The 25,682-nt window shown below is 61.8% G+C and carries 25 protein-coding genes and 1 pseudogene; 7 read left to right on the top strand and 19 right to left on the bottom strand.

The window, feature by feature from the left end; all coding sequences use genetic code 11:
* Positions 1 to 99 precede the first annotated feature (99 nt).
* Both B0G81_RS10215 and B0G81_RS10210 read left to right on the top strand, forming a co-directional pair.
* Positions 100 to 1,341, top strand: coding sequence for an FAD-dependent oxidoreductase (locus B0G81_RS10215; RefSeq protein ID WP_116121648.1), 1,242 nt, complete (start codon positions 100 to 102; stop codon positions 1,339 to 1,341).
* Between the two features lie 59 nt (positions 1,342 to 1,400).
* Entirely contained in the window at positions 1,401 to 1,673 is a 273-nt protein-coding gene (locus B0G81_RS10210) for a UBP-type zinc finger domain-containing protein (RefSeq protein WP_116121649.1), read from the top strand.
* Here the strand turns inward: B0G81_RS10210 and B0G81_RS10205 are convergent.
* Positions 1,648 to 1,968, bottom strand: coding sequence for a hypothetical protein (locus tag B0G81_RS10205; protein ID WP_243856406.1), 321 nt, complete (start codon positions 1,966 to 1,968; stop codon positions 1,648 to 1,650). The two genes, B0G81_RS10210 and B0G81_RS10205, sit on opposite strands and share 26 nt — an antisense overlap.
* 17 nt (positions 1,969 to 1,985) lie before the next feature.
* Positions 1,986 to 2,561, bottom strand: a complete 576-nt coding sequence (locus B0G81_RS10200) for an HdeD family acid-resistance protein (protein WP_134134972.1) — start codon at positions 2,559 to 2,561, stop codon at positions 1,986 to 1,988.
* A gap of 295 nt (positions 2,562 to 2,856) precedes the next feature.
* On the opposite strand from B0G81_RS10200, the gene B0G81_RS10195 reads away from it, so the two are divergent.
* Entirely contained in the window at positions 2,857 to 3,294 is a 438-nt protein-coding gene (locus tag B0G81_RS10195; protein ID WP_134134970.1) for a PRC-barrel domain-containing protein, read from the top strand.
* Positions 3,295 to 3,666: 372 nt separating this feature from the next.
* Positions 3,667 to 4,482 (top strand): AraC family transcriptional regulator, encoded by an 816-nt coding sequence (locus tag B0G81_RS10190; RefSeq protein ID WP_243856405.1) that lies wholly within the window; start codon positions 3,667 to 3,669, stop codon positions 4,480 to 4,482.
* A 94-nt stretch (positions 4,483 to 4,576) separates the two neighbouring features.
* On the opposite strand, the gene B0G81_RS10185 is transcribed toward B0G81_RS10190, so the two are convergent.
* The 6 genes from B0G81_RS10185 to B0G81_RS10160 all read right to left on the bottom strand — a co-directional run bounded on the left by B0G81_RS10185 (position 4,577) and on the right by B0G81_RS10160 (position 10,705).
* The gene (locus tag B0G81_RS10185) at positions 4,577 to 5,884 is read right to left on the bottom strand and encodes a chloride channel protein (RefSeq protein WP_134134968.1); all 1,308 of its coding nucleotides are present in this window, start codon (positions 5,882 to 5,884) and stop codon (positions 4,577 to 4,579) included.
* Between the two features lie 85 nt (positions 5,885 to 5,969).
* Entirely contained in the window at positions 5,970 to 6,389 is a 420-nt protein-coding gene (locus B0G81_RS10180) for a MarR family winged helix-turn-helix transcriptional regulator (RefSeq protein ID WP_134134966.1), read from the bottom strand.
* A 291-nt stretch (positions 6,390 to 6,680) separates the two neighbouring features.
* Entirely contained in the window at positions 6,681 to 7,850 is a 1,170-nt protein-coding gene (locus tag B0G81_RS10175) for a zinc-dependent alcohol dehydrogenase (RefSeq protein ID WP_134134964.1), read from the bottom strand.
* Positions 7,851 to 7,946: 96 nt separating this feature from the next.
* Positions 7,947 to 8,852: a formate/nitrite transporter family protein gene (locus tag B0G81_RS10170; protein WP_134134962.1), complete on the bottom strand. Its 906-nt coding sequence runs from the start codon at positions 8,850 to 8,852 to the stop codon at positions 7,947 to 7,949.
* 145 nt (positions 8,853 to 8,997) lie between these two features.
* Entirely contained in the window at positions 8,998 to 9,567 is a 570-nt protein-coding gene (locus B0G81_RS10165) for a ferritin-like domain-containing protein (protein ID WP_116144827.1), read from the bottom strand.
* Positions 9,568 to 9,820: 253 nt separating this feature from the next.
* The gene (locus B0G81_RS10160) at positions 9,821 to 10,705 is read right to left on the bottom strand and encodes a manganese catalase family protein (RefSeq protein WP_134134960.1); all 885 of its coding nucleotides are present in this window, start codon (positions 10,703 to 10,705) and stop codon (positions 9,821 to 9,823) included.
* A 349-nt stretch (positions 10,706 to 11,054) separates the two neighbouring features.
* Here B0G81_RS10160 and B0G81_RS45350 point away from each other — a divergent pair, with 349 nt between their 5' ends.
* Positions 11,055 to 11,186 carry a hypothetical protein gene (locus tag B0G81_RS45350; protein ID WP_279590464.1) on the top strand — a complete coding sequence of 44 codons (132 nt, stop codon included), beginning with the start codon at positions 11,055 to 11,057 and terminating at the stop codon, positions 11,184 to 11,186.
* A gap of 161 nt (positions 11,187 to 11,347) precedes the next feature.
* Here the strand turns inward: B0G81_RS45350 and B0G81_RS10155 are convergent, their stop codons facing one another.
* The 3 genes and pseudogenes from B0G81_RS10155 to B0G81_RS10145 form a co-directional block, all read right to left on the bottom strand.
* Positions 11,348 to 12,721, bottom strand: a complete 1,374-nt coding sequence (locus B0G81_RS10155; RefSeq protein WP_134134958.1) for an alkaline phosphatase family protein — start codon at positions 12,719 to 12,721, stop codon at positions 11,348 to 11,350.
* 218 nt (positions 12,722 to 12,939) lie between these two features.
* Positions 12,940 to 13,898, bottom strand: a pseudogene (locus tag B0G81_RS10150) (zinc-binding alcohol dehydrogenase family protein).
* Between the two features lie 37 nt (positions 13,899 to 13,935).
* Positions 13,936 to 14,142, bottom strand: a complete 207-nt coding sequence (locus B0G81_RS10145) for a hypothetical protein (protein ID WP_134134956.1) — start codon at positions 14,140 to 14,142, stop codon at positions 13,936 to 13,938.
* Positions 14,143 to 14,284: 142 nt separating this feature from the next.
* On the opposite strand from B0G81_RS10145, the gene B0G81_RS10140 reads away from it, so the two are divergent.
* Positions 14,285 to 15,088, top strand: a complete 804-nt coding sequence (locus B0G81_RS10140; RefSeq protein ID WP_134134954.1) for a helix-turn-helix transcriptional regulator — start codon at positions 14,285 to 14,287, stop codon at positions 15,086 to 15,088.
* Between the two features lie 54 nt (positions 15,089 to 15,142).
* Here B0G81_RS10140 and B0G81_RS10135 read toward each other — a convergent pair whose 3' ends face one another.
* A complete protein-coding gene (locus B0G81_RS10135) occupies positions 15,143 to 15,595 on the bottom strand; it encodes a hypothetical protein (RefSeq protein ID WP_134134952.1) in 453 nt (150 codons plus the stop codon).
* Entirely contained in the window at positions 15,592 to 15,993 is a 402-nt protein-coding gene (locus tag B0G81_RS10130; RefSeq protein WP_199730203.1) for a hypothetical protein, read from the bottom strand. Before B0G81_RS10130 ends, B0G81_RS10135 begins: the two co-directional genes overlap by 4 nt.
* Before the next feature lie 442 nt (positions 15,994 to 16,435).
* Between B0G81_RS10130 and B0G81_RS10125 the strand changes: the two genes are divergently transcribed.
* Positions 16,436 to 17,161 (top strand): DeoR/GlpR family DNA-binding transcription regulator, encoded by a 726-nt coding sequence (locus tag B0G81_RS10125; protein ID WP_106277967.1) that lies wholly within the window; start codon positions 16,436 to 16,438, stop codon positions 17,159 to 17,161.
* 65 nt (positions 17,162 to 17,226) lie between these two features.
* On the opposite strand, the gene B0G81_RS10120 is transcribed toward B0G81_RS10125, so the two are convergent.
* From B0G81_RS10120 to B0G81_RS10095, 6 genes are all read right to left on the bottom strand, one after another.
* Complete coding sequence (locus B0G81_RS10120) at positions 17,227 to 18,285, bottom strand: ABC transporter permease (RefSeq protein ID WP_116144841.1); 1,059 nt, start codon at positions 18,283 to 18,285, stop codon at positions 17,227 to 17,229.
* A 15-nt stretch (positions 18,286 to 18,300) separates the two neighbouring features.
* Complete coding sequence (locus tag B0G81_RS10115; protein WP_134134949.1) at positions 18,301 to 19,860, bottom strand: sugar ABC transporter ATP-binding protein; 1,560 nt, start codon at positions 19,858 to 19,860, stop codon at positions 18,301 to 18,303.
* Positions 19,861 to 19,938: 78 nt separating this feature from the next.
* The gene (locus tag B0G81_RS10110) at positions 19,939 to 20,943 is read right to left on the bottom strand and encodes an autoinducer 2 ABC transporter substrate-binding protein (protein ID WP_012427059.1); all 1,005 of its coding nucleotides are present in this window, start codon (positions 20,941 to 20,943) and stop codon (positions 19,939 to 19,941) included.
* A gap of 95 nt (positions 20,944 to 21,038) precedes the next feature.
* Positions 21,039 to 22,097, bottom strand: a complete 1,059-nt coding sequence (locus B0G81_RS10105; RefSeq protein WP_106277972.1) for an ABC transporter permease — start codon at positions 22,095 to 22,097, stop codon at positions 21,039 to 21,041.
* 39 nt (positions 22,098 to 22,136) lie between these two features.
* A complete protein-coding gene (rbsK, locus tag B0G81_RS10100; RefSeq protein WP_116144849.1) occupies positions 22,137 to 23,105 on the bottom strand; it encodes a ribokinase in 969 nt (322 codons plus the stop codon).
* A gap of 182 nt (positions 23,106 to 23,287) precedes the next feature.
* On the bottom strand, positions 23,288 to 25,678 hold the full coding sequence (locus tag B0G81_RS10095; RefSeq protein ID WP_134134948.1) for an aldehyde dehydrogenase family protein: 2,391 nt from the start codon (positions 25,676 to 25,678) through the stop codon (positions 23,288 to 23,290).
* Positions 25,679 to 25,682 lie beyond the last annotated feature (4 nt).

The raw sequence follows: 25,682 nt of genomic DNA, 5'->3' as shown, positions 1-25,682 counted from the left end.
TACGATGCCTGAATATGGCGATCCGCACTTATCCCGGCGCGGCCACCTGCTTGGGAAACGCGTGAAACGAAGGAAACTCCCACCTCAAAGGCGAATAGCATGGTCACGGTCAGGATCTATGGGCCAATGCGCAGCGCAAATGGCTACGCGCTACGCGACTTCCTGCATCGCTGCGATATACCGTTCGAATGGATCGAACTGCGCAGCGATAAAGAAGCGGAGGAACTGGCGCACGTGCAGCATCTTTCCGATTCGCGCTTGCCGGTCTGCGTCTTCCACGACGGCACGCGGCTCGAATGTCCCACCATCCGGCAAATCACCGAGAAGCTCGGCTGGTTCGCAAGTCCGTCCCGTGAGGCCTACGATCTCGCGATTTACGGCGCGGGACCGGCGGGTTTGAGCGCGGCGGTGTACGGTGCATCGGAGGGACTGCGTACGGTACTGGTGGAGCGTTGGGCACTGGGCGGCCAGGCAGGCAGCAGTTCCAAAATCGAGAACTACCTGGGCTTTCCACAGGGCGTGAGCGGTGTGGACCTCGCTGAACGGGCGCGCGTCCAGGCCGTCAAGTTCGGCGCCGAAATCCTGCTGGCGCGCGCCGGCGTGCACGCGGAGTTTCCGCCAGGGCGTGGCATCGTGTATCTGGAAGACGGCACACGTATCACGGCGCGCACGTCTATCTGCGCGACCGGCGTGGCATATCGCACGCTAGGGCTGAGCGGCGAAGAGCGCTTTCTCGGCGCGGGCCTTTATTACGGCGCCGGCGCGAGTGAGGCCGAACTGATCCATGGCGAAGACGTATATGTGGTGGGTGGCGGCAATTCGGCCGGACAGGCCGCCATGCATTTTTCGCAGACCGCCAGCCGCGTCTATATGCTCGTGCGTGACGCATCGCTCAAGAACACGTTGTCCCACTACCTGATGGATCGCGTCACGTCGGCGCCGAACATTGAAGTGCGCACGTGCACCGAAGTTACCGCGCTTGCAGGCAGTGACGTGTTGCAGGAAATCACGCTGACCGATGTGCGCACCGGCCGGCAAAGCACGGCAAGGACGAATTGGCTATTCGTCTGCATTGGTGGCGTGCCGCAGACCGAATGGGCGCAAGACGTCGGCATTGTCCGCGACGAAGGCGGCTATCTCGTGACCGGTCCCGACCTGCTGGAATATCGGGCGACCCTGAACTGGCCGCTCGAACGCGCGCCGCTGCATCTGGAAACATGTGTGCCCGGCGTATTCGCAGCTGGCGACGTGCGTCACGCATCGATCAAGCGCGTGGCGTCGGCGGTCGGCGAGGGAGCGATGGCGGTGGCGCTGGTGCATCGCTATCTGAATAGCGCCTGAGCGTAAGCACAACAACCTTGGTCCGCACGTCTGTGCGCACCTGTCCGAGGAGTACCGTCATGACCCCTGGTTGCACGCACCTGGGCGAGGCCCGCATTCTCCACACATCCATCGACTATTGCGAGGACTGCGTGAAGCTTGGCCAGCCGTGGGTACATTTGCGGCTTTGTCTTTCGTGCGGCCACGTCGGCTGTTGCGATTCGTCGCCCAACCGGCATGCAAGCAAACATTTTCACGCGACAGGCCACCCGCTGGTACGTTCAATCGAACCCGGCGAAACGTGGATCTGGTGTTATCGCGACGAGATCATCGCAGGTGAACTCGAATCGTAACGGCGACGTAGCCCGCACGTGCGAGCGGCGTCGCGTTCCTGAGCATGCCGGCGTCACGCATGCGCCGGTGCCGGCTTCGACGCATGTTGGGCGCTTCTGTGGGCGTCGCGCCTTTCTGCACACGCACAGAGTGCGTACCTGAGTCGTAGACCATTGTGACCTTGTCGCCGTCGCGCACGTCGCCTCGCAACAGCGCATCGGCGAGTTGCGATTCCACTTCAAGACGGATCTTGCGCTTGAGCATCCGCGCGCCGAATTCGGGGTCATAGCCGATCTGCGCAAGGTGATCGCGCATTCCCACGAACGGTGCGCTTACGGATGCAATGGCGCGTGTGGCTCGCCGGCCAGACCGTCATGGTGCCAGGCGCGCGCAGTGATGCCGAGTACGAACAGCAGCGCGCCCGTGAACAACGCATACACGCCGATCAGCCAGACGAGCGCTAGTGCGCCGGCGCCGGGAAAGAGCAGCACGAGGATGCCGAACAGCACGGATAGCACTCCGGTTAGCACCAGCATCCACGCATTGCGCAGGCGCTTATGCAACCGCGTTGCTGCGATCAGATCGAATACGCCGGTGATAATTGCGTTTGCGCCGATGACGGCGACCAGCACGAGCGCCGTAATGCCCGGCACCAGCGCGGCAATCACACCCGCGCCGATACTGCAGATGCCGAGCAGCAAGGGCACCCACCAGCCGCTGTGCGTCGCGCGGTAGCGGATGGCCGCCACAATCGCGACAATGCCGCCGACGATTGCGTAGGCGCTAAAAAGGGTGATGAGCAGCAGCAGCGTGAGACCGGGCCAGAATAGCGCCAGAGTGCCGAACAGCAGCGCGACCGTGCCGCGCAGAATGAGCATCCACCAGGCGCGTCCAAGCAGTTCATCCATGTGGGACTCCGGGCTGTGCCGTCAGGTGATGGACTTCAGTCTACGCTCCACGCATCGGCGATTCTTTCGCGTTTCTGCCATGTCTTTCGCAATTCTGCGTTGATTCGCCGCGCGTGCTGAGTGGCATCCAGTCGGCGTCGCAGATGCACCAAAATAAACCGATCCATCACCGTTTTTTTATAAAACGCTCGCCGTGAGGAGTTCTAACATGAACTTATGCCGCGCACGGTCCGGCATTAGCGTGATCATTGCTGGCCCGGTGTCGCACCGTCGGCACGATAACGAAGGGAATCTCATGAAAACAAATCTGCTTGTATGGCTGCTCGCGTCGTCGCTCGCACTCCCGCTAGTGGCGAACGCCCAGGTGGCCGGCACCCAGCCGCTCGGCGTCAGCGTGGAAGAGTCGGCCGCGATTGTGGCAGGCTGGAGCGTGAGAAAGTCGGTCATGGACAAGCCGGTCTTCAACGAGAAGGGTGAGCGAGTCGGCGTCATTCATGACATTATCGTGGCACCCGACCGGTCGGTATCGTTTGCAATCGTCGCCGCAAACCAGTTTCTGGGGGTGTCGCATCACGACGTGGCCATTCCGATCGAGCAACTCGATTTCAACAATGGCAAACTGGTGCTTGCCGGTGCGACGAAAGATGCGATCAAGGCGCTGCCCGAGTTTCAATACGCAAAGGTACGCGCGACACCCAAGGCAAGGTCCGACTACAACAGCGAGCATCACTGATATATGTCTCGCGTCGTGCGGGATCGATTCATTTGGCGCGGCATGCTCGTTCCAATGGGCGGTCCGCCGATTAGTGCGCCACCGCGTGACCATTCGTCGTGCCGCAAGCCGGCGGTAATTCACGTCACAGCTCGGGGTCGCAGATCATCGTCTTCGGTAACACATGCCGCCGCGTCCCATACCTTTCAGACAGCCCTCGGTCAGGCCATACATCGATGTCATTCTTGAGCCCGCATACGCGGTCGGGATCGCGATGATCGGTAGGCGCGGTTGGAGCGTATTACGAATCTGCCTTAAGCCGCCTTGAAATCGACGTAAAGTCAGGTATGCGACGATGCAAGAAGAAAACGTCCGCTCATTATGGAGTAAGCAATGGGATCGACCCCGGATCACAAGTTACGCTGCCAACCGATGAACGTCGTTTTCACCCATGGCGGGCTGCACTCGGTGCAGGGATTTCGGCTCGTTATACCGACGGGTGGCACTGTTGTGCAGGCTGCGGGCTGCGACGAGGGCGGAATGAGTCAATCGATCCTGATAAGTGCACCATTTGTCGCGGTTATTCCTGCCGGGGTGCAATTGGCCGCCGTTGCTGACAACGATCCCAGGGGATGGGTTATCGCACTCAAACCGGGCGTTCTTGGGCAAGTCTCGCAAGAAGCGTTTGGCGCGGTTCCGAAATGGTCCAAGTCCTGGGATCCGTTCCTGCGCGAGGCCGCGGACACATTGGGTGCTTTGCATAACGCGGATCTCATCGACGCTGCCTGCGCCGACGCCTTTGCCGATGTCATCTCGGTGCACATCGCGCTGCGCTACGGGCACTGCGCGGGCGCGGTCGAACCGGACATGCCGCTTACGCGTCAGATGCTGACTCGCATTCAAGCCTTCGTTCATGAGAACATCGCCGAAACCATTCTGGTCGAGCAACTCGCAGTTCTGGTGAACATGAGCGCATCAAACTTTGCACGCGGTTTCAAAACGGCGACAGGCAACCCGCCCCATCTGTACGTGACACTCGAACGAGTGAAATTTGCCAGGACGATGTTGTGCGAGGAGACCATTCCCCTCGTCGACGTTGGCGCGCGCGCCGGGTTTCAGACTCAGCAGCATTTCACCGACGTGTTTCATCGATATACCGGCGTGACGCCGCGCGCATTCCGGCTGGCACACCGGAACGTCGGTAGCTGACTGACATGACGATGAAGAACGCTGGACACCGATTTACCCGGCCCCCACTCTGCCTCCGATCAACGAATTTTCCTGCCCGCTTGCCGCGTGTCCATCAATGACGGAGATACCGGTGCGCCAACGCTTCGTAGAGCGGAGGCGCAAAGAGTTTCGACACCTGACTCGACACCAGTGCCGTCGCCATCAGTGAAATCACCAGCGCGTGCCCGTCGATCATTTCGATGACAATGACGAACGCCGTGATCGGACTCTGGGTGACGGCGGCGAGATAACCAACCATACCGAGCGCGATCAACATCGGCAATTGCATTTGTCCGAACACGATGTGCAATGCGTTGCCGATCCCCGCGCCGATGGCCAGTGACGGCGCGAAAAGGCCGCCCGGCGTGCCCGGCAGATACGAGCCCACCATCGACGCCATTTTCAGGGCCGGATAGGCCGCGCCGAGTTGCAAACGGCCTTCGAGCATTCCGCGAGCTTCCGCGTAGCCGCTGCCAAAGAGATGACCGCCGCTGGCCACGCCGATTGCGGCAATGAAGAGGCCGCAAACTGCGCCGAACGCCACAGGATGGACCTTTCGCAGCGTGCATAACCAGGCGGGCATCCATCGTTCGGTATTGAGCAGTAGCCAGCAGAACACGCCGCCTCCCACGCCGGTGATCACACCAACCAGAATGACCGCGACGGCCAGCAGATCGGGTAGTTTGCTCCCGATGGCGATCGTGCCGAAATACACGTAGTTGCCCTGAAGCGCCAGCGAGACGACGCCCGCGAAAATAATCGCCGTGATAATGACGCCGCTGGTTCGTGCTTCGAAGCTGCGCGTGAGTTCCTCGATGGCGAAGACGACGCCTGCGAGCGGCGCATTGAACGCGGCGGACAGCCCCGCGGCCGCGCCCGCGAGCGCGAGCTTGCGTTCGAGACCGACGCCGTAAATGCTGCGCAGCCGTGCCGGGTAGAAACGCCGAAGGCTAAACATCAGCGCCGCGCCGACGTGAATAGTCGGTCCTTCGCGGCCGATTGTGAAGCCACCGAGGATCACAAGGAATGAGAGGGCAATTTTACCGATAAGGATGCGCAGCGTAAGTAGACGCGGGCCGCGTGTGCGTACATCGTGTAGCGTCGCGATGACCTGCGGAATACCGCTGCCCTCCGAACCGGGGAACCAGCGGCGTGTGGCCCAGACGCTAAAAGCGGCGATCGCCGGCGTGACGAGCAGCGGCAGCCACCAGTTGTGCGCGATCATTCGCAAAAAGATGTCGTAGCCGAAGTCGATGAGCCGCGCGTACGAGACGGCCGCGAGCCCCGTTATGACGGCGCCCAGCCAGAACAAGCCGAAATACAGCCAACGCCGCCGGCTACGCAGGATTGCGCGCCGGTCGATAAACGAGAGAAGTTGCACGGAGCCGCCGGGAAAATGACATTTAAGGCAGATTGTGACATAAATTGCCTTGGGCGCCCCGCAGAACTTGGCCCGCTGCTGCCAACTAGCTACCCATGTTGCCGAAAATCCAGCCGAACGCCCCATAGAGCGCCTTGTGCTCAGCCGCCAGCTCCAGCAAAAACTTTTCGCCCTTGGGTGTGAGGCGGATCTGCACCTGGCGACGGTCGGCGGGATCCGGTTTGCGCATTACGAGCCCCGCCGATTCGCAACGCGAGACGAGCGCCGCGGTGCCGTTCGGCGCCGCCTGCAACCGCTCCGCGAGTTCGCCAACGGTCGCCCATTGCCGGTCAGGAAAGCCGTACACGTGCAGCAGCAACTGATACTGGAGTGTCGTGATGCCCGCGGCATTGGCGATTTCTTCGGAAGCACGCAGGAACTTGCGCAGGTCGTACCGGAACGCAGACATCGCCTCGATATCGCGCTTGCCCGGCGGCGGTTGTCTGGATGATTTGCCTGATTTCATGTCGAGTCTCTGCGCCGGGCGGCGGAGCCCCAGCGGCTGGTTGCGGGGCAAACGGGTCGATGCCGAGGCAGTGATTGCGCACGGCAGACCCCGCCGTCGGGGAGGTTACCATGCGCGCGTTGTCAGCTACAGGTAGCGTCCCTTGGGTGGCGTTCGGGATGCTTCGTTCATCTCGCGACCGATCTTATCGAACGCCTCCTGTCATTCGACGAGGACAAAGCTGCTCCACATGGCGGGCCCCATTAGGTCGCATTGCTTAGCGCACCGGTCGCGCATGCTGCCGGCTTGCAGTTAAGGTTTGAGTACCACCTTGATGCAACCGTCCTCCTTGTCGCGGAACGTCCTGTACATGCCCGGCCCCTCTTCCAGCGACACTGTGTGGGTGATGACAAACGAAGGATCGATCTGTCCGTCCTGTATGCGTTTGAGCAGATCATCGGTCCATCGGTTGACGTGGGTCTGCCCCATCTTCCAGGTCAGCCCCTTGTTCATCGACGCGCCGAACGGGATCTTGTCGATCAGTCCGCCATACACGCCCGGCACCGAGAGCGTGCCTGCTGAGCGGCACACGTAAATCATTTCACGCAGCACATGCGGGCGATCTGTCTCCAGCATCACCGCCTGCTTGACCCTGTCGTACACGGCGTCGAACGAGCGCGTAGCATGCGATTCCATGCCGACCGCGTCGATGCATTTTTCCGGACCTTTTCCCTGCGTGAGGTCCTTGAGGCGATCAAGGACGCTTTCCTGATCGAAGTTGATCGTGACTGCCCCGCTCGCTTGCGCCATGGCGAGTCGCTCAGGCACACGGTCGATCACGACCACCTGCTTTGCACCCAGCAGAATCGCGCTACGAATCGCCATCTGCCCGACCGGTCCCGCGCCCCAGATGGCAACGGTGTCGTCAGGCTGGATGTCGCAGTTCACCGCTGCCTGCCAACCGGTCGGGAAAATGTCACCGAGAAAAAGGACCTGCTCGTCGGTGAGTCCCTCCGGAATCCTGACATGCGTCGTGTCCGCCATCGGAACTCGAACATATTCCGCCTGCCCGCCGGGATAGCCGCCGGTCAGATGCGAGTAGCCGAAAAGTCCGGCAGTGGTGTGGCCGAAGACCTTATCGGCTTTTTCCTTATTGCGATTGCTACGCTCACACACGGAAAAGTTGCCGCGTTTGCATTGATCGCACTCGCCGCAAAAGATGGTAAAGGGAACAACGACACGATCGCCAACCTTCAGCTTTGCGTTGTCCTTGCCAACCTCCACGACCTCCCCCATGAATTCGTGGCCCATGATGTCGCCGCTTTCCATCGTCGGCATAAACCCATCGAACAGATGCAGATCGGAACCGCAGATCGCGCAACTCGATACCTTGATAATCGCATCGCGGCCCTCTTCAATGACAGGATCAGGGACCGTATCGCAACGGATGTCGTGCTTGCCATGCCAGCGAAGTGCTCTCATCGTGAGGCTCCTTTCAGAAAAAGTCAGGTAGAACCAGCGCGCTTCTGAGTGATCGTTCGATGCGTTCACGACGCCGCGGCCGTCGCTTCATCGGTTCTAGCTCATCTCGGGCGCGATCGCTGCATGGTTGAGAAGCGCAACCAGGGAGGTGCCGCCTATCACGTTGCCGGCAAGAGTCGGCAACAGAAACTTGGCGAAGTAGTCCGCCGGCGACGCGATGCCCGCAAGCCAGGCATAAGCAATTTCGGTTGAACCGGCGATAATGTGCGAGAGATGCGTTACCCCGACGACGTACGTGATCAGCAGCACCGTCAGCAGGCGGCCGGATCGCGCACTGGGCAGCAGCCAGACCATCAGCGCAATCAGCCAGCCGGCCAGGAGCGCACGAACCACCGTGGGCATGGGCGTTGATGAAGCCATTGCGTCGATCGATATCCGGCGCAGCGAGTCAATTACGTCGGCGGAGAAGACTCCTGGAATGCGCAGCATGGCTGCGAATATCCATGTGCCGACGAGGTTGCACAGCAGTACAACGGCCCACAGGCGTAACGCTTTCCGAACTGTGCTTGCGTCGCGGCGGGTGAGCACCGGCAGTACGACTGTCAACGTGCTTTCCGTGAATAACTGCTGACGTCCCATGATGACCAGCACAAATCCAACGGTGTATCCAAAACTGGAGACGAGTGAGCGCCAGTGTGCCTCTGGCAGTTGGGCCTCGAGCACCGCCGGTATTAGAAAAGAGAATCCCATCGACAACCCTGCGGCGAGCGACGACCAGGCCAGCGCGCCAACTGTCCGAGCGAGCGCCGCCTCCCCTTCTTCCCGAACAATCTCGTGAAGCACCAATGCATGAGGCGACGCGTGATCCGCTGCCTGATCCTGCTGCCCCTCGTCCAGATGCGGCGAATCCGCCCCCGCCTCCTGCGCGTCGGGCACCGACGATCTCTCAGCCGCGACGGGGCGATCGTCCGCCCCGCGCAGGTCAGTCTGGTCTGGCGGCATGAACGCACTCCTCTATTGGGTTGGTTTTTTGGTGGACGGGTCGATCGGTAACGCATCGCCCGCCTCTTTCGCGTGTCGGCATTCGGAGCCGCATTCTGCGGAGCGCCTGCGCGCTCCGCAGTCTGAGACAGCGGCGGCCGTTCGTTCAGGCCTGTTCAGCTTTCGCCTGACCGGCCTTTGATCTGCTGCCGCTCTTTCGGGTCGTTTCGTCATCGCCGTCCTGCTGCGAGGCCTTCGCGTTACCCGCCCTTTCGGCAAACTCACCCAACTTCAGATCGGTTGCCTTTTCTTCCTCAAGCGTTGCCTGCAGCAACTTCACCCCTTCGGCGAAACCAAGTTGCTTACCGATAGCGCAAAGGCTGCCGTATGCAGCGATTTCATAGTGCTCGACCTTCTGCGCCGCAGCCACAAGCCCCGCGTCCAGGACCGGCCCCTTTTCGATTTCGTCGATCAACTCCTGACCTTCCTCGATCAGTCCTTCCATTGCGACACACTTCATTCTCTTCAAACGGATGTTGCATGTCTCGACAACCTGATCGATCCGTTCCACCTGCCCTTGCGTTTCTTCAAGGTGAATCTTGAATGCTTCGCTCAACTGCGGATCGGAAGCGGCGCGTGACAGCTTCGCGAGGGCCTTGGTCAACTGCTTCTCCGCACTATAGATATCGGAAAGCATGTGAATAAACAGATCGTCGATGGTTTTGCGCTGTGCCATGGTGGCCTCCTAATAGGGTGAGTGGAGTCTGTCACCGCGCAACGGCTGTGCCCGCACGGCGCAGAGGACGGCACCGGTGTGCGGCTCGTGCGCGGGGTGGCCGTCCCACCCGCGACCTGACCGAACGCCGCTATCCGTGCCGATAGGTCCTTGATCGTGGATCGGCCGCTGCCTCGTGCTGCGAAAATAATCCCGCAGAGGTACAGGCACCGTCGTGCCGATGCCCGCACCGTTGCCCGGCCTAAACCGCTGCTTAGCCGGCCGTAACAGCGCCAGGCTGGCCGGATCCGAGATCAGCGCCGGTCGTCGGGTCGGCAGTGACGTCGGACGCAGTGCGCGAAGCCATGCTTTGCAGCACCGCGATGTCTTCTTCCGACACCTGCACGGTCGCGAGGCCGTCGCCCCCATCAACTGCCGGTTGCGGATCTTCAACGAACTCCCATTCCGGACCCTCGTTCCACGGCCCGCGAACGTCCTCGCCAGAGGACATGTTGTAGTAGACGTTCGTGAATTCCGGATTGCCGGGCACCTTGCCCTGCGGGAAATTGGGCTGAATGGAATGCAGCGCCTTTTCAAACGACTTCTGATGCGCGATTTCACGCGTCATCAGGAACCCGAGCGCCTCTTTGATACCCGGGTCGTCGGTAACATTGATCAGCCGTTCGTACACGATCTTTGCGCGCGCCTCCGCAGCGATGTTGGATCGCAGATCAGCGGTCGGCTCGCCGATCGTATCGATATAGGCCGCGGTCCAGGGCACGCCGGCCGAGTTTGTCAGCGCAGGGCCGCCGCCATACAGAAGCGCGGTGGTGTGCGAGTCGTTCCCACCGCCGGTCAATGAGCGGTAAAGTTCCGCCTCCTGCTCGACACCCTCGGCGAGCTGGCCTTTCGCCCCCTTGTTAAGCATGGCGACTATTGAGCCGATCACCTCGAGGTGGCTCAACTCCTCCGTTGCGATGTCGAAGAGCATGTCGCGCCGGCCCGGATCGTCCTCGGCGACGGCCTGCGTGAAGTACCGGCAGGCCGCGGCAAGTTCTCCCTGGGGTCCACCAAATTGTTCGAGCAGCAGGTTCGCGAGACCGGGATTTGGCGTGGCAACCCGAACGGTGTATTGCAGTCGTTTATTGTGCACAAACATATCATCTCCAATCATTCAGACAGGTGTCCTCCATGGATCGGCTGATCCGGAAAAGACGACCTTGGGTTTGCGAGGATGTAAGTGCAGGCAGGACGATCGCGGTGCGGATGCGGATGTCACTTGCGCTGTCTCAGAGCAAAGCTCTGGCGTGCGTTAAGGCGAGATGCCTTCTGCCGATGCGCATGCGCCGTGCCAGCGCTTTTCTCGCTGCCCGAACACCCTTTCCGGCGGACTTCTGGTCGGCGGTCTGGAAGCGTCTACAAGGCCCGGAGCGCCGCGATCGGAAAACATCACCGCATCGGGGATGCGTAGCGGTTGATGTACATGCATCTATTCACGGAAACGCGCAATGAAAAAAATGCTCGCGCGACTGGCAAGCGATGTCCCCGAGGGCTTCAAGAAAATCTGCGGCGGCAGCGCCATTGCAGGTTGGCGGAGTTACACGCGTGATGAGGGTCTTCTGGCGCTCGTAGCGGCTTAACAGTCTATTTACTGTATTTGCCATTTACAGGCTATTTTGGCGCGCGGTTGCCGTCCGCATTTCCAGACGATGTGTCGGACAGAATCTTTGAGGGCCTGCGACAACAAAGCTCGAAGCTCGCCGGCTAGTAGAAAGCGTTCCGTTCTCGCACGCGCTCTCCCTCAATGCTTCCCATACACGGAGAGATACTCCGCCAGTCCCGTCCACTGCGGCGAGCTCAGCAACTGCGGGTGATCCCTTGCCACCTGCAGCGCGACATTGTGAAAAGCCTGCGTCGTATCCGACACGCCCGCTTGCACCGGGCCGTTGAACGCGGCCGCCGCGGTCTGTATCGGCGCGCCCGCCAGCGCAGGCGGAGGTTGAACGACGGGCTGACTATTCAGCGCGCTCGCCAGTGGATCGAGCTGCGCATTGCGAGTGCTGACCGCCGTGGAATACTGCTTCTGCGAGTCGAACTTCTCCGCAAGCATCTGCAGCACCGCAGTGTGGTCGAGTTTTCCCGAGAACACGCTCCCCGGCGTGACATACGGCGACACCAGAAAAGCCGGCACGCGCAGACCGGTGGTCTTGAAAGAATATCCCGCGATGTCGGCCGCAATGTCCAAGGGCGCCACATGATCGAAGAATCCGCCGTGCTCGTCGTACGTCACGATCAACAGCGTCTCTTTCCATCGGGTCGGATTCGAAATCAAGGTCCGGTAGATATCGGCAATGAACGCCTGACCTCCCGCCATTCCCGTTGGACAATGATCGTCGTTAGCAGTGTGATGAGGACCGTCGGTATATTCCGGTTCGATGAAGATCACTTTCGGCAGAATGCTGTTGCCCTGCCAGTCACGGGAAAACCTCGAATACCGCCGGAAGTTGCCGCCGGCATCGTTGAGCGGCAGGGTCAAGGACAGCAGGATTTCCGGTAGCCACTCCTTCATCAGGCTGAAAAACGGAAAGAAGCTCCCCGATTGATAGACACACCAGGGTATGCCGCGCTGACGGAGCCAATCGTAGGCAAGTGGCTGATCGGGCAGAAAGCTCACGCCTTGCACGTTGTCGCTGATGAGGCTGGTCCCCGCCATCGCCATCAGGCGATTCGCCTGAGTTCCCGAGGGCAATGGAGCAAACCAGTTGTCGCACACCGTGAAGTGCTTCGCGAGAAAGTCGAAGGTGGGCACGGTGCGAGCGTCGTAATAACCCATCACGTCGGCCAGATTCGACGCTGCCGGCTTGCGGGTCGCATAGCTCTGCACGAATCCGCCGAGTTCCGGGCATCCACCCGCCGCGCACGGCGTGTTGATCTGCGTGGCGATCGGGGCGCGGTCGTGAGGCGGATCCGAGATGGCAGGGCCGGCCGGATCTAATGCATGGATGGGATATTGCTTGCCGTTGTATACGTTAATGAAGTTCGCCTGCCACGCCGGATCCGCGGAAAGGCCGTTGACCTGGCCGCCGTTCAGGCTCAGATAGCCGAGGGCATGATCGAAGGAACGGTTTTCCATCATGACGATCACGATGGTGTCAATCTGGTCCAGAGCAGTCATTGGAGCTCCTTGCACACCCGGTATTCACGGCAAACCGATTCGGTATCGGACAAGGTAGACGAAAACCATGGCTTTCGCGTCTCAGGTAATTCCCTGAGGTCGCGCCGGTGCAGGCGGATATCTCGTTCGAAAGTAGAGGTGAACAGCGTCGGCATTTTCACCGGCAAGATGACGACGCCTTCGCAGTCGATCTTCAGAGTGCTCCAGGCATGACGACCTTATGGCGCAGGAATGAACACCGTGCGCGTCGCGCTGCTCGCGTTTTCCCAATGCGAGCTCAACGCCGCGAGCGGGATGGCTTGGGTTGCGACCCGCAATCCGGCGGGCACGGCGGCATTGAATACGGCGTTCATCGTGTCGAGCAGACGCGCGAAAGGAATACTGCCGATACCGCTGCCCATCAGCGTGATGGCCGCTGAACGGAGCACCGCGCCTGGCAACTGGATATCCGCGCCGCTCACGGAACCGATCTGAACGAAGCGCACCGGATAGTCGTCCGGTGAAGCCTTTGCTGCCGCGATAAGCAACGACTGAGCGCTCGCGCCCCAGAGATAATCGAGCACCACGTCCACGCCGTTGCGAAAGATATTTTCGAATGCGCGCGTGAGACCGCTCTCGTCCTGCGCCAGGGAGATCGTGCTATCGGCACCGGCAAGCGCCAGCGATTCGAGCGCTGCGGCATTGCGCCGGTTGCGATGACGCGCCCTGCTCCGAGATGCTTCGCGATCTGCACAGCCAGTCGCCCCGACGTACCCGTTGCTCCGTTGATGAACACCGTCTCGCCGGCCACGAAGCGCGCCCGTTCGATGAGCGCCGCCCACGACGACATGCCAGGAATCGCGATGGCGGCAGCGGTGATATCGTCGAGCGCGTCGGGCAACGCGATGCAATGCGTGGCCGACACGAGACTGTGCTCGGCCATGGCGCCGAATGGCGTTTGCGGCTTGAAGAAGTAGACACGCTGTCCGTCTTCCCGGCGCCCGGTACCGTCGACGCCCGCAACGAACGGAAAGCTCCCCGTCGACGAATAGTGTGAACCCTCTGCCCTCGCCCGCGTCACGTGACTCAGGGCGGACGCCGTCACGTCGACGACGCATTGACCGGGCGCTGCAACGGGCACTTCGAAATCGGCATACACGGGCGCTTGGCCCGCTGCGTTTACGACTGCTGCTTTCATGGTGACTCCTTGTTGTGTGATTGCCGCGAGGCGTCGCTCAGTGCGCGTGGACCCAATCGCGCAACGCGACATCGCGAATGCCGAGCACGTCGAACAAGCCGATCGCGCGCAGCGCGGGCAGTGCGTCGAGCATGTCGGCCTCGGCTTCGGCGCATGCCTGTTCACTGGCTTGCGGATCGGTCCAGACCCGCGCGTTGGCGAGGAAAGCGCCTACCGTGCCCTTGCGGATCGTCGCGCCGCGCATTTCGATTCGATCGACGGAATCGGGGAGAACCTGTTCGCTCGCATGTCATTGCCCTCCAGTCTTTGAAAGAATGGAAGCGAGTGTAGGCGTGCAAACGCGGCCGGTCTCCGGTATAAAGGCCATTCAATACGGTGTTCCAGCCATGCCGAAGCAATTAATCCGACCGGATCTCGTCACATCGCCCGAAGGGCCGTTCCTCGCCGCGGCGGAATTGACGCAGAGCGAGGCGCGCGCGACGTCGTCGCATAGTCACGCGCGCGGACAACTCATGGGCGCGTTGAACGGGCTTGTATCGGTCGGGCTCGATAAGCGCCATTGGGTCGTGCCGGCCACTCACGCGATCTGGATTCCGCCGCATTGCGTCCACTCGGTTCGCTCGTATGGCCCGTTCTCAGGGTGGAGTGTTTTCATTACCGAGCACCGCTGCGCGCAGTTGCCGCGTGAGTCGCGCGCGATCAAAACCACGCCTTTGCTGCGCGAAGCGGTGAGGCGCGTCGCCACATGGCCGGGGGTGGAACTCGATCAGGGGCAGACGCGGATTGCAGAGGTGATCGTCGACGAGTTGATAGCGTCGAAAGAGGAATCGCTCGATTTGCCGCGCCCGGAAGACCCGAGGCTGGTGCGGATCACGGACGCGCTGGTTAGCGATCTGTCCGATAACCGGCGTCTGGAAGAATGGGCGACGTGGGCCGGTCTCGCGCCGCGCACGCTGAGTCGCCGCTTCGTGAGCGAGACAGGCATGTCGTTCGCGCAATGGCGTCAACAGGCGCGCTTGCTGCGCGCGCTTGAACTCGTCGCGGATGGCGTACCCGTAACGACGATCGCGCTCGAATTGGGTTACGACAACGTCAGCGCGTTTATCGATATGTTCCGCAGAACAATGGGAACGACGCCGGGCCGATATCTCGCGACGGACACGCAGGAGTCGCGCGGTGCGCCTGCCTGATCTTCAAACGCGACTTGAGCGAGTTGAATATGCAGCACACTCTGGCAAGCCGCCTTAAGGTGTGCAGTCGGAGCCCAATTTCACCTTGCGCTTATCCATCTGCAACCGGTTGCCGCTCAGTTTGACCTTGCCGGAAAACGAATCGCTTTTCCACTGGATCTTGCAGGTCGACGCATCGATCGCGTAGACCACCTGCTCGCTGCCGGAATACGTGGAGACGAGAAGCTGCTTGCCGTTCGAGTAAAGCGGCCGCTCGACGATGCTGACGTTCGGGTCCACGGAGCACGGCGCGCCACCCGCACGGCTTAGCGTGAGCGGACCGAGCCAGGCCGTCGGACTCTCCGTGCCGTCGCTCTGACCCAGATCGATGGACAGGTCGCCGACGCTGAGCTTGCCCGTGCCGGGATTCACCTCGTTGTAATGACACGATTGCGCGATGGCAACCGGAGCCGCAATCAACAGACCGGCAGCGGCCATGACCGCTCGCGTGATAAGACTCTGCTTCATGGCTTGATAGCGTAATACTGGACGTTCGCGAGATCCGCATGCGACCAGGAAAAGTTAATGGCGGTGTTTTTCCGTCCGACGCCGCCATATCGGCCCCAATACGCGAGCGGATAAGGTTTCGATTGGCCCGGCATGACAATCACCACATGGCCGTGATGCGTCGCCTTCAATCCGGCAACCACCAGATAGCCGAGTCCCGCATAAGCAACGGCCTTATCGGCATCCGAGCCGAGTTGAGTCCACGGGGCGCGGCCGATCGTGTCGATAATGCTGTTCGCATCACCCGTCAACGTGATATCGAGGTCCGCCGCGACGGCCTTCAGGAAGCCGCTGCAATCGGCTTTCCATCGCGCCCAGTGGTTCTCGCACAGAGTTTTGATATTTTGTCCGCCAGCCATTATCGTGATCCGTTTTCCACGCGACGTTGTCAGTTTTTCTCCGGCCGCAAAAAAGCCGCGACGTAAGCGTTCGGATTATAACGAGGCTTACAGAAATGTAAATGAATGAATCGCGTAATGCGGTGCGGATTAAAAATGATGCATTCATTCTGAATACAATCGTGTCCCGCGCAATCGCTGCTCACCAATAGAGCCCTGCTTCATCTAGCCAATTAACGCTATGAAATTCTATGGCCGCGTGAGTGGACTTCGAGAAGAAAGCTATCCGCCATTTGACCTCGGCACTTCTTCCTCGCTCGGCAGTACGAAAACGCGCCAGCACATGCCGGCGGCCGTCCAAACAACCGATATCCCGCTCGCCGTGCGCACCGCCTCTTGTTATAATTCTTTCACCAAATCGAACAAAACATAACGCCCTTCCTCACTGCGCGACAGGAGCTCCATGCTGAAACCCGACCGCCTCCGCGCCCTTGCCGAAGCACTGGGCAGGCAAAACGTGATGCGCCTGCGCGACGCCGCCGGCCTGCTGGGCGTTTCGGAAATGACTGTCCGGCGCGACATCGCCGGCAGTCCCGAGCGATTCACGTATCTCGGCGGCTACATCGTCAGCGCGACCGACGTCCCCAATAACGCCGGCTATTCACTCGAAGAAGAGAAAGATCACTTCGCGCAGGCCAAGGCCGAGGCGTCGGCAATCGCGGCGGGACTCATCGGCAACAACGAGACGCTATTCATCGACTGCGGCACGACGCTCACCACGCTGGCCAGGCTGATTCCGGTCGAGCGGCATGTCACGGTGGTGTGCTATTCGCTGAACGTCGCGGAGATTTTGCGGCGCAAACCCAACGTGCGAATGATTCTGCTGGGCGGCGTCTATGTCCCTTCGTCCGATTCGTTCGCGGGCGAAGAAAGTCTGGAGATGTTGCGCCGCATGGGTATCAACAAGGCGTTCATTTCAGCCGGCGGCGTGGACGCGGCGCGCGGCGTGACATGCTGGAATTTTCATGAGGTCGCGCTGAAACAGGCCGCCATGGCGAGCGCGGTCGAGCGGCATCTGGTGGTGGACCAGAGCAAGTTCGGCGTGGTGAAAGCCGTGCGTTTCTCGCAAGTGGACGACTTCGATTCCATCATCACCGAGAAAGGACAGGAGCATCGCAAGCGCCGTTAGGCGCGCTTCCTCACCTCTGCATTTTGCGGCCTCAGCGAGCAACGCGGAGGCCGCAGCTTCAATCTTCAGTTCTTGCGCTGTAAGGCGAACAGCGTCCCGGCGACCAGAATGAACGCGCCGATAATCACCTTCTGCCAGGTGCTCGGCACGCCCACCAGAATCAGCACGCTATTGATCAGCGTGACCAGCACGACGCCGAGCAACGTGCCGGCCACCGTCCCCGTGCCGCCCGTAATGCGCGCACCGCCCAGAATCACAGCGGCGATCACGTCGAGTTCGGTGCCCACCAGATCGAACGGATTGGCGAGCCGGTTATTTGACACGTGCAGAATGCCCGCTATGCCGGCCAGCATGCCGGTGTAGCCGAACACGAACAGATGGATCGCGCGCAGGCTGTAGCCGAGCCGCTCGGCAATCGCGAGACTGCCACCCATCGCATAGACGCCGCGTCCCATCATCGTGCGATTCAGCAACCACCACGTGACCACCGCGGCCGCCACCAACGCGACGACCGATACCGGCAGCACGGCGCGCAGGCCGTCAGCGGTGTGATAGAAAAACAGCGGAATGCGGCCGAAATGATCCATGCTGTGCGGAATGTTCATGAAGAACGTCGTGCCGATGAACGTCAGCAGCAGCCCGCGATACAGATACTGTGTGCCGATCGTGACGATCAGCGAAGGCGCCTTCAGCCGATGCACCAGCAACCCGTTCACAATGCCGAGCACGACGCCGCCGAGCGCGCCCGCGATCAGGATCAGCGCGAACGGCGCATCCGGCCACCAGGCGAAGACGGCCTTGGTGATGCCGTACATGGTCAGCGCGGCAATCGCAGTGAACGACACGTCGATCCCGCCGGAGGCCAGCACCACGAGCGTGCCCAGAGCGAACAGCGACATCGTGGTCGCGGAATGCAACAGGTCGAACAGCGTCGCCAACTGGAAGAAGCGCGGATTGATCGCGCCGACAATCAGGCACGTCACCACGATCAATGCCAGGGTGAACCATTCGGGATTGCGCGCGAGCTTGGCCCGCAAGCTCGGCGGCTTGACCTCGGGGGCGACTTCGACGACGGTCGGGGTGGTCATGGTCTGGTTCAGGCGCGAATCGATGCGCGAGTTCATAAATGGGAACGTCCTTTATGCGGCTTCCGAAAGAAGCGCGTGATACAGATCGGCTTCGCTCAACGTGTCGGCCTGATATTCGCTGGCCACGCGGCCTTTTTTCATCATCAGGATGCGGTCGCAGTTCTGCAGCAGTTCGGGCAAATCGTCGCTGATCAGAATGATGCCGATGCCGCGTTGCGACAGGCGCTGCATGATGCGGTAAATGATGTCCTTCGAGCCGACGTCGACGCCGACCGTCGGTCCATGCAGAATCAACACGCGTGGGTCGATGGCGAGCCAGCGGCCGATCAGCACGCGCTGCTGGTTGCCGCCCGACAGCGATTGCACCGGCTTGTCGACACCCGGCGTGGCGATCTGCAAATCCTTTACCGTCTGCTCCGCAAGCGCCTGCGCGCGGACGCGGTCGATCTGGCCGAAGCGGTCGCGCAGGCTCGAGATCATTGCGGTGATCACGTTGTCGCGAATCGGCTTGTCGAGAAAAAGCCCTTCGTTCAGGCGATCTTCCGGCACATAGCCGATGCGATGATTCTTCGCGTCCGAGGGCGTGCGCAGTGAAACCGTCTTGCCGTCGAGCGTCACGTGCCCGGATTGCGCCGGCGCGACACCCGCGAGCGCACGCGCGAGTTCGTTGCGGCCCGAGTCGAGCAAACCGGTAATGCCGAGAATCTCGCCACCGTGCAGCGCAAACGACACATCGCTGAACTGGCCGGCGCGCGTATAGCCTCGCACCTCAAGCACGACGTTGGGCTCGTGTGCGCCTTCGCGATAGCGCTCATTTGAAAGATGCCGCCCTGTCATCAGCTCGCTGATCTGCGCCTTGGTGAATTGCGCGATCGGTCCTTGCGCCATTTTCTGCCCATCGCGCAGCACGATCACTTCGCCGCCGATCGCATAGCATTCGTCGAGCTTGTGGCTCACGAACAGCACGGTGACGCCCTGCGCGCGCAGATTGGCGAGCACGGCAATCAGATTGTCCACTTCCTTTTGCGTGAGCGACGTGGTGGGCTCGTCCATGATCACGAACTTCGCCTCGCTGGCGATCGCGCGGGCAATCGCCACCAGTTGCCGCGTGGCGAGCGGCAATTGCTCGATCAGCGTGGCCTGAAACTCCGCGTTGCCGGGCAGGCCGACTGCTTCGAGTGCGCGCGCGGCCGTGCGGGCCAGCTCGCGCCGGTCGAAGGTGCGGACCAGCTTGCCTTGATGGGTAGCGAGTTCCGACGTGAGCGCGACGTTTTCCGCCACGTTCATGTTGGGCAGCAGCGAGAGGTCCTGATACACGGTCTCGATGCCGGCGGCGAGCGATTCGAGCGCGGAGAGCCGCGCATGCCGCACGCCTTCGATCACGAGTTCGCCTTCGTCGGGCGGCTGCGCGCCGGAAATGATCTTGATGAGCGTGCTCTTGCCGCAACCGTTTTCGCCGAGCAGGTGATAGATTTGCCCGCGCTCGAACGACAGACTCACGCCGCGCAACGCATGCACGCCGGTGAAACGCTTGTGCACGCCGACAACCTCCAGAAACGGCTGCGACGCTTCAGACTGCGGTGACTTAGGTGAGGTTGCGTCTTGATTCATTGTAGCGAGTCACAGGTTGAGGCGTCCCCTTGCGAGGACGCCATGACACATGAAACAAAAAACCGGAAGCCGCAAAGTTCAGAACGGATACTGCTTGTAGTTCGACTTGTCGACGTTCACCCAGCCCTGCCCGCGCACGATGATGCCCTTGCCCGGACCTTTAGCGACCGTCACCTTCGTGTAGCCCGGAATGCCGAGGTCGGCGCCGTTTTCAACCGTCTTGCCGTCCACCAGCATTTGCGCGACCTTGTTCATTGCGATGCCCGCGAGCTTCGGATCCCAGAACGCGATGCCGTTGATCGCGCCGCTTTCGAGGAACTTGCCTGCTTCCGTCGGCAGACCCGTGCCGTAGACGCAGATCTTGCCCTGCATGCCGGCCTCTTCCACCGCGCGGCCAATGCCGATCACGTCGAGCGACGACGAGCCCTGGAAGCCCTTCAGGTCCGGATGCTTGCGCAATACTTCTTTCGCGACTTCATAGGCGCGCTCGCCGTCGTTGTTGGTTTCGAGCTTCGGCTCGACCAGGTTCATCTTCGGATATTTGGCCTTGGCGTTGCCGATACCGCCGTCCGCCCATTGCACCTGCGAGCGGCTGCCGAGCGAGCCGACCAGCACGGCCCACTTGCCGTCGTCGTGCATGCACGAGGCGAGCCGCTCGTTGAGGCCGGCGCCGTAGGCGGTGTTGTCGAACGCCTCGATGTCGACCATCGTGTTTTTGGCGTTGTCCGCTTCATGCGTGACCACCTTGATGCCGCGATCCATCGCCTTCTTCAGCGCGGGTTCGAGCGTCGGCGGATCGTAGGGCACCACGGCAATGGCCGTCACCTTCTTGGCGATCAGGTCTTCGATGATCTTCAGTTGCTGCGCCGCGTCCGCGCGGCCGGGCCCGGTCTGATACGCGTTGATGTTGGGGTTGTCCTTGGCGAACTGCTTGACGCCGTCGTCCATGCGGTTGAACCAGTTGATGCCGGTCACCTTGACGACCGTGACGATCGTTTCGTTCGTGGCAGCCTGCGCCGCGGCGATCACGCCTACCGTCAGCGCCCCTGCCGCAAGCGCGGCACCCAGTCGAGTCAATTTCATGCGATGTCTCCTTTATCGTTCGATGTCGCCCACTTCACCGTCACGGACAGCCTGGGCTCGCTGTCCGCCGCGTACTGAAACTTCATGTAACGCCGCTAACTTTTTGGCGTTGAACTCGCTGAACTCACCGCATTCGAAGCGCCCGTCCCGCCGCCGAAGCCGAAGATCGCGCGCACCCGTTCGCCGCCCGCAAACGCCAGCGACAGCAGCAATAGAAAACCCCACGCGCAGTCGCCGAAAAACTGCGACACGCCCATCAGATTGAACAGGCTGGAGAGAAACTGCAGCACCGTCGCGGCGAAGAACACGCAGATGATGCGGCCATGACCGCCGGCAGGATTCACCCCGCCCATCACCGCGATCAGGATCGCGATCAGCAGATAGGAGTTGCCGTAGTCCCATTTCGCGCTGGACGTATGCGTCGCGCTGATCAGCCCGGCCAGCGACGCGAGCACGCCGCACATCGCGTACGTCGTGATCAGCATGCGAGCGCGCGGAATGCCGGCATAGAAGGCCGCTTTCGGATTGGTGCCCATCAGATAGAGACGCAAGCCGAATGGACTGCGCTTGAGCAGCCACCCCAGCACGATCACCGCCGCGATAAAGATGCAGAATGCGATCGGCACCTGAAACACCGTACCGTTGCCGATATTCGACAACGGGTCCACGTAATCGACATGCACCGAGGCGCCATTGCTGAGCACCACCGCAAAGCCGGTGAACAGCAGTTGTGTGCCGAGCGTGCAGAGAATCGGCGTGAGTCTGAGGCGGGCGATCACCACGCCATTCAACAGGCCGCCAACCAAACCCATCGCGACCACGATCACGCAGAACAGCGACGTATATAGCGCGGGTGAATCGTCGCCATTGACGAAGCGCGGCACGACCAGCGCGGCCACCATGCCGGACAGGTTCGCGAGCCCGACGCCGGACAGATCGATGCCGCCGTTGCCCGACACCATTGAGAGCATGATGCCGAGCGCGAGCAGGCCGAGTTCGGGCAACTGGCCGCCCATCGACTGCAGATTGTCGATGTCGACGAATTGGCCTCGCGAGAGCCACGTCGCGACCAGCACGACCAGCACGTTGACGATCAGCAGGAAATTCAGTTGCCGGTCGCCGAACAGTTTTCCAGCGGTGAACGCAGACTTCATGGTAACGACACGCTCCTTCGGGCTTCGCAAACGGTCAGTTCAGGATGGCTGGGATACGCCGGCCGGCTGGTTCAGCACTTGATTCACTTCGGCGAGCGTCGGCATGGAAGGCGCCGTGCCTGGACGCGTCACGGAAATACCGGCGAGTGCGCAACCGAAACGCAATGCGGTGATCGCGTCGTCGCCACGTGCGAGCGCTGCCGCGAAGCCGCCCGTGAAGCCGTCGCCGGCGCCGGCGGTTTCCACCACGCGGCCGCAGCGATACGCGGGCACGAGGTGCGATTGAGTCGCCGAGTGCAACAGCGCTCCGCCCTCGCCCAGCGTGATGATCGCCGTGCCGACGCCTTTGGCGAGCAAGACGTCGGCGGCGCGGCGGGCGTCGTCGGCGTTCGCGATCGGCACGCCGGTCAATGCGGTCGCTTCGGTTTCATTCGGGGTGATGTAGTCGCACAGCGGGAAGATGGCGTCGTCGAGCGGCATGGCGGGCGCCGGATTGAACACGGTGATCACGCCGTGTTTGCGCGCCACTTCGAGCCCGCGCCGCGCGGCTTCGAGCGGCTGTTCGAGTTGCGTGACGAACACGCGGGCCGACGCGATGTCGGCTTCGATCGCATCGACGTCGGCGGCCTCCATCGTGCCGGCCGCGCCGGATGCGACGATGATCGCGTTCATGCCGGTGTTGTCGTCGACGAAAATATGCGCCGCGCCCGTCGAGACGCCGTCGATCACCGACGCGCGCGCCGTGATGCCCTCAGCGGCCCACGTGGCGCGTGCGATGGAGCCGAACGCGTCGTTGCCGATGCGGGTGCAGAACACCACGTCCGCGCCGACCCGCGCAGCCGCGACCGCCTGATTCGAGCCCTTGCCGCCCGGCCCCATGGCGAACGCCGTGCCCGCGATCGTTTCACCGATCTGCGGCATACGTCCGGCGCGAAACGTCAGATCGGTCACATAGATGCCGAGAATGACGACGCGTCCTTTTCCAGTTGCTTGCGAAGGCGTGTTCATGTGGGCGCCCCTTGCGGCAATCCAGCCTGATTCAAGAGGCTTCGGGTCGATGCTTCACATGCGCACAACACCAATGTATGCAGCAACAAATCCAGATTCTTCAGCACGTTGTCTCCTCCATTTTCTGGTTGGCGTGCGTGTCTTTACTTCAAGACGTTCGGTACGGTTGGCGAATCAGCCAGTCAATCTCCGTACGGTATCCAGATGTTCTTCACCTGCACCGCCTGGCGCAGGAACGGCCGGCCTTCGCTCGCACGGTCGAACCAGTCGAACTGGCGGCCGTAATCGACAAACGTTCGCTTCAGGTTGCCGACCGATTCGCGCTCGACCAGCGTCGAATCCGCCGCGCTGCCGAAGCACCAGACCGCGTCGACGTCGTCGTGTTTGACGAGCGCGGGCAGCAACGCGCCGCGTTCACCCGTCACGATGTTCAGCACGCCGCCGGGCACGTCGGACGTCTCGGCCACCTGATAGAAGTCGGTGACCGTGAGCGGCGACGCCTCGCTCGGCAGCACCACCACGCGATTGCCCATCGCCAGCGCGGGCGCCGCCAGCGAAACGAAGCCGAGCAGCGGCGCTTCGTCCGGACAGGCGATACCGATCACGCCGAGCGGCTCATTCATGGCCAGCGCGACGCCGCGCAACGGCGGCGTATGCACGGCGCCATCGAACTTGTCGGCCCACGCCGCGTACGTGAAAAGACGCTGCACGGAGGCATCCACTTCGGCACGCGCCGCGGCCTCCGTCACACCGTTTCGCACGACGAGTTGGCGCACGAATTCGTCAGCGCGCACGGCGAGATTTTCCGCCAGATAGAACAGCACTTGCGCGCGGTTATGCGTGCTCGCCTGCGACCATTTCTGCGCCCCGCGCGCGGCTTCCACCGCGTTGCGGATGTCCTTGCGATTGCCCGCGGCCACTTCACCGACGGGCGAGCCGTCCGGCGCATGCACCGGCAGAGAATAGCCGCTGTCAGGACGCGCCTGCTTGCCGCCGATAAACAGTTTCGCGGTCCGGTCAATCGAGGTGGCGTTCGACAACGGGTCGAGCGTCTCCGCGTTGCGCGCAGGGGCCGGCGCCAAACGGCGCTCCGCAAGCTTGAGCCACGCCCGCGGTTTCAGATATTCGTAGATGCCCTCACGCCCGCCTTCGCGGCCATAGCCCGACTCGCGATAGCCGCCAAAGCCGACCGCCGCGTCGAACAGATTCGTCGCGTTGATCCAGACGACGCCGCTGGCGAGGCGCGGTGCAACGTCGAGCGCGCGGCCGATGGTTTCGCTCCACACGCTCGCGGCGAGTCCATAACGCGAGTTGTTGGCGAGCGCGATCGCTTCGTCGGGCGTGCGGAAGCTCATCGTCACCAGCACCGGGCCGAAGATTTCTTCCTGTGCGAGCGTGGAAGCTGGCGCTACACCAGTGACGAGCGTCGGCGGAAAAAAGCAGCCGCCGGAAGGCATCGTCGTATCAGGCGACTGCCAGACCGAGCAACCTTCACGCCGACCGGTTTCCACCAGTGACTGGATACGTTCGAGTTGCACCGGATCGACAATCGCGCCGAGATCGATGCTTTTGTCGAGCGACGTGCCCACGCGCAGCGTCTCCATGCGCCGTTTCAGTTTGGCGATGAAACGCGCTTCGATGCCTTCCTGCACGAGCAGCCGCGAGCCCGCGCAGCAGACCTGCCCCTGGTTGAACCAGATTGCGTCGACGACGCCTTCGACCGCGCCATCCAGATCAGCGTCGTCGAACACGATGAAGGGCGACTTGCCGCCGAGTTCGAGCGTGAGCGACTTGCCGGAACCCGCCGTGGCCGATCGGATCAGCCGGCCCACTTCCGTCGAACCGGTAAAGGCGATCTTGTCGACTTGCGGATGCTCGACCAATGCGGCGCCAGTGCGTCCATCGCCGGTCACTACGTTTAGCACGCCGGCCGGCAAGCCTGCGCGATGCGCGAGTTCCGCGAACAGCAACGCGGTGAGCGGCGTGTATTCAGCCGGCTTCAACACGACGCAGTTGCCCATGGCAATGGCCGGCGCGATCTTCCACGCGAGCATCAACAGCGGGAAATTCCACGGCACGATCTGACCCACCACGCCGAGCGGCGCGTAATCCGCGAACTCGCTCTCCTGCAACTGCGCCCACCCCGCGTGATGCAGAAAGTGACGCGCGACGAGCGGCACGTCGATATCGCGCGTTTCGCGGATCGGCTTGCCGTTGTCGAGCGCTTCGAGCACCGCGAACAGCCGGCTATGACGCTGCACCATGCGGGCCAGCGCGTACAGATGCCGTGCCCGTCCGGCGCCGCCCAACGCGAGCCAGCCCGGCTGCGCGGCGCGCGCGGCGGCTACGGCGGCGTCGATATCGGCCGCGTCGCCTTGAGCGACCTGGGCGAGCTGCTCGCCGGTCGCGGGCGCGTTCGATGCGAAGCGCTCGCCCGCCGCCGGCGCATGCCACGCGCCGCCGATGAAATGCCCGAAGCCATGCTCATGCTGCGCCAGCCAGGCGCGCGCGGGTTGATCGTCCTCGGGTGCGGGACCGTACTCCATCGATGAAAAATACTCGGCTACGCTCATGGGA

The organism is Paraburkholderia sp. BL6665CI2N2, assembly GCF_004366535.1.
Classification (GTDB): Bacteria; Pseudomonadota; Gammaproteobacteria; order Burkholderiales; family Burkholderiaceae; genus Paraburkholderia.
Note: the sequence above shows the minus strand (reverse complement) of the source record. Positions and strands in the feature narration are given on the sequence as shown.

Bases quoted from the DNA above. Each gene is read 5' to 3' on its own strand.
- B0G81_RS10215 (WP_116121648.1), top strand. From the start codon at position 100: ATGGTCACGGTCAGGATCTATGGGCCAATGCGCAGCGCAAATGGCTAC.
- B0G81_RS10210 (WP_116121649.1), top strand. From the start codon at position 1,401: ATGACCCCTGGTTGCACGCACCTGGGCGAGGCCCGCATTCTCCACACA.
- B0G81_RS10205 (WP_243856406.1), bottom strand. From the start codon at position 1,968: ATGCGCGATCACCTTGCGCAGATCGGCTATGACCCCGAATTCGGCGCG.
- B0G81_RS10200 (WP_134134972.1), bottom strand. From the start codon at position 2,561: ATGGATGAACTGCTTGGACGCGCCTGGTGGATGCTCATTCTGCGCGGC.
- B0G81_RS10195 (WP_134134970.1), top strand. From the start codon at position 2,857: ATGAAAACAAATCTGCTTGTATGGCTGCTCGCGTCGTCGCTCGCACTC.
- B0G81_RS10190 (WP_243856405.1), top strand. From the start codon at position 3,667: ATGGGATCGACCCCGGATCACAAGTTACGCTGCCAACCGATGAACGTC.
- B0G81_RS10180 (WP_134134966.1), bottom strand. From the start codon at position 6,389: ATGAAATCAGGCAAATCATCCAGACAACCGCCGCCGGGCAAGCGCGAT.
- B0G81_RS10175 (WP_134134964.1), bottom strand. From the start codon at position 7,850: ATGAGAGCACTTCGCTGGCATGGCAAGCACGACATCCGTTGCGATACG.
- B0G81_RS10170 (WP_134134962.1), bottom strand. From the start codon at position 8,852: ATGCCGCCAGACCAGACTGACCTGCGCGGGGCGGACGATCGCCCCGTC.
- B0G81_RS10165 (WP_116144827.1), bottom strand. From the start codon at position 9,567: ATGGCACAGCGCAAAACCATCGACGATCTGTTTATTCACATGCTTTCC.
- B0G81_RS10160 (WP_134134960.1), bottom strand. From the start codon at position 10,705: ATGTTTGTGCACAATAAACGACTGCAATACACCGTTCGGGTTGCCACG.
- B0G81_RS45350 (WP_279590464.1), top strand. From the start codon at position 11,055: ATGAAAAAAATGCTCGCGCGACTGGCAAGCGATGTCCCCGAGGGCTTC.
- B0G81_RS10155 (WP_134134958.1), bottom strand. From the start codon at position 12,721: ATGACTGCTCTGGACCAGATTGACACCATCGTGATCGTCATGATGGAA.
- B0G81_RS10145 (WP_134134956.1), bottom strand. From the start codon at position 14,142: ATGCGCGGCGCGACGATCCGCAAGGGCACGGTAGGCGCTTTCCTCGCC.
- B0G81_RS10140 (WP_134134954.1), top strand. From the start codon at position 14,285: ATGCCGAAGCAATTAATCCGACCGGATCTCGTCACATCGCCCGAAGGG.
- B0G81_RS10135 (WP_134134952.1), bottom strand. From the start codon at position 15,595: ATGAAGCAGAGTCTTATCACGCGAGCGGTCATGGCCGCTGCCGGTCTG.
- B0G81_RS10130 (WP_199730203.1), bottom strand. From the start codon at position 15,993: ATGGCTGGCGGACAAAATATCAAAACTCTGTGCGAGAACCACTGGGCG.
- B0G81_RS10125 (WP_106277967.1), top strand. From the start codon at position 16,436: ATGCTGAAACCCGACCGCCTCCGCGCCCTTGCCGAAGCACTGGGCAGG.
- B0G81_RS10120 (WP_116144841.1), bottom strand. From the start codon at position 18,285: ATGAACTCGCGCATCGATTCGCGCCTGAACCAGACCATGACCACCCCG.
- B0G81_RS10115 (WP_134134949.1), bottom strand. From the start codon at position 19,860: ATGAATCAAGACGCAACCTCACCTAAGTCACCGCAGTCTGAAGCGTCG.
- B0G81_RS10110 (WP_012427059.1), bottom strand. From the start codon at position 20,943: ATGAAATTGACTCGACTGGGTGCCGCGCTTGCGGCAGGGGCGCTGACG.
- B0G81_RS10105 (WP_106277972.1), bottom strand. From the start codon at position 22,097: ATGAAGTCTGCGTTCACCGCTGGAAAACTGTTCGGCGACCGGCAACTG.
- rbsK (WP_116144849.1), bottom strand. From the start codon at position 23,105: ATGAACACGCCTTCGCAAGCAACTGGAAAAGGACGCGTCGTCATTCTC.
- B0G81_RS10095 (WP_134134948.1), bottom strand. From the start codon at position 25,678: ATGAGCGTAGCCGAGTATTTTTCATCGATGGAGTACGGTCCCGCACCC.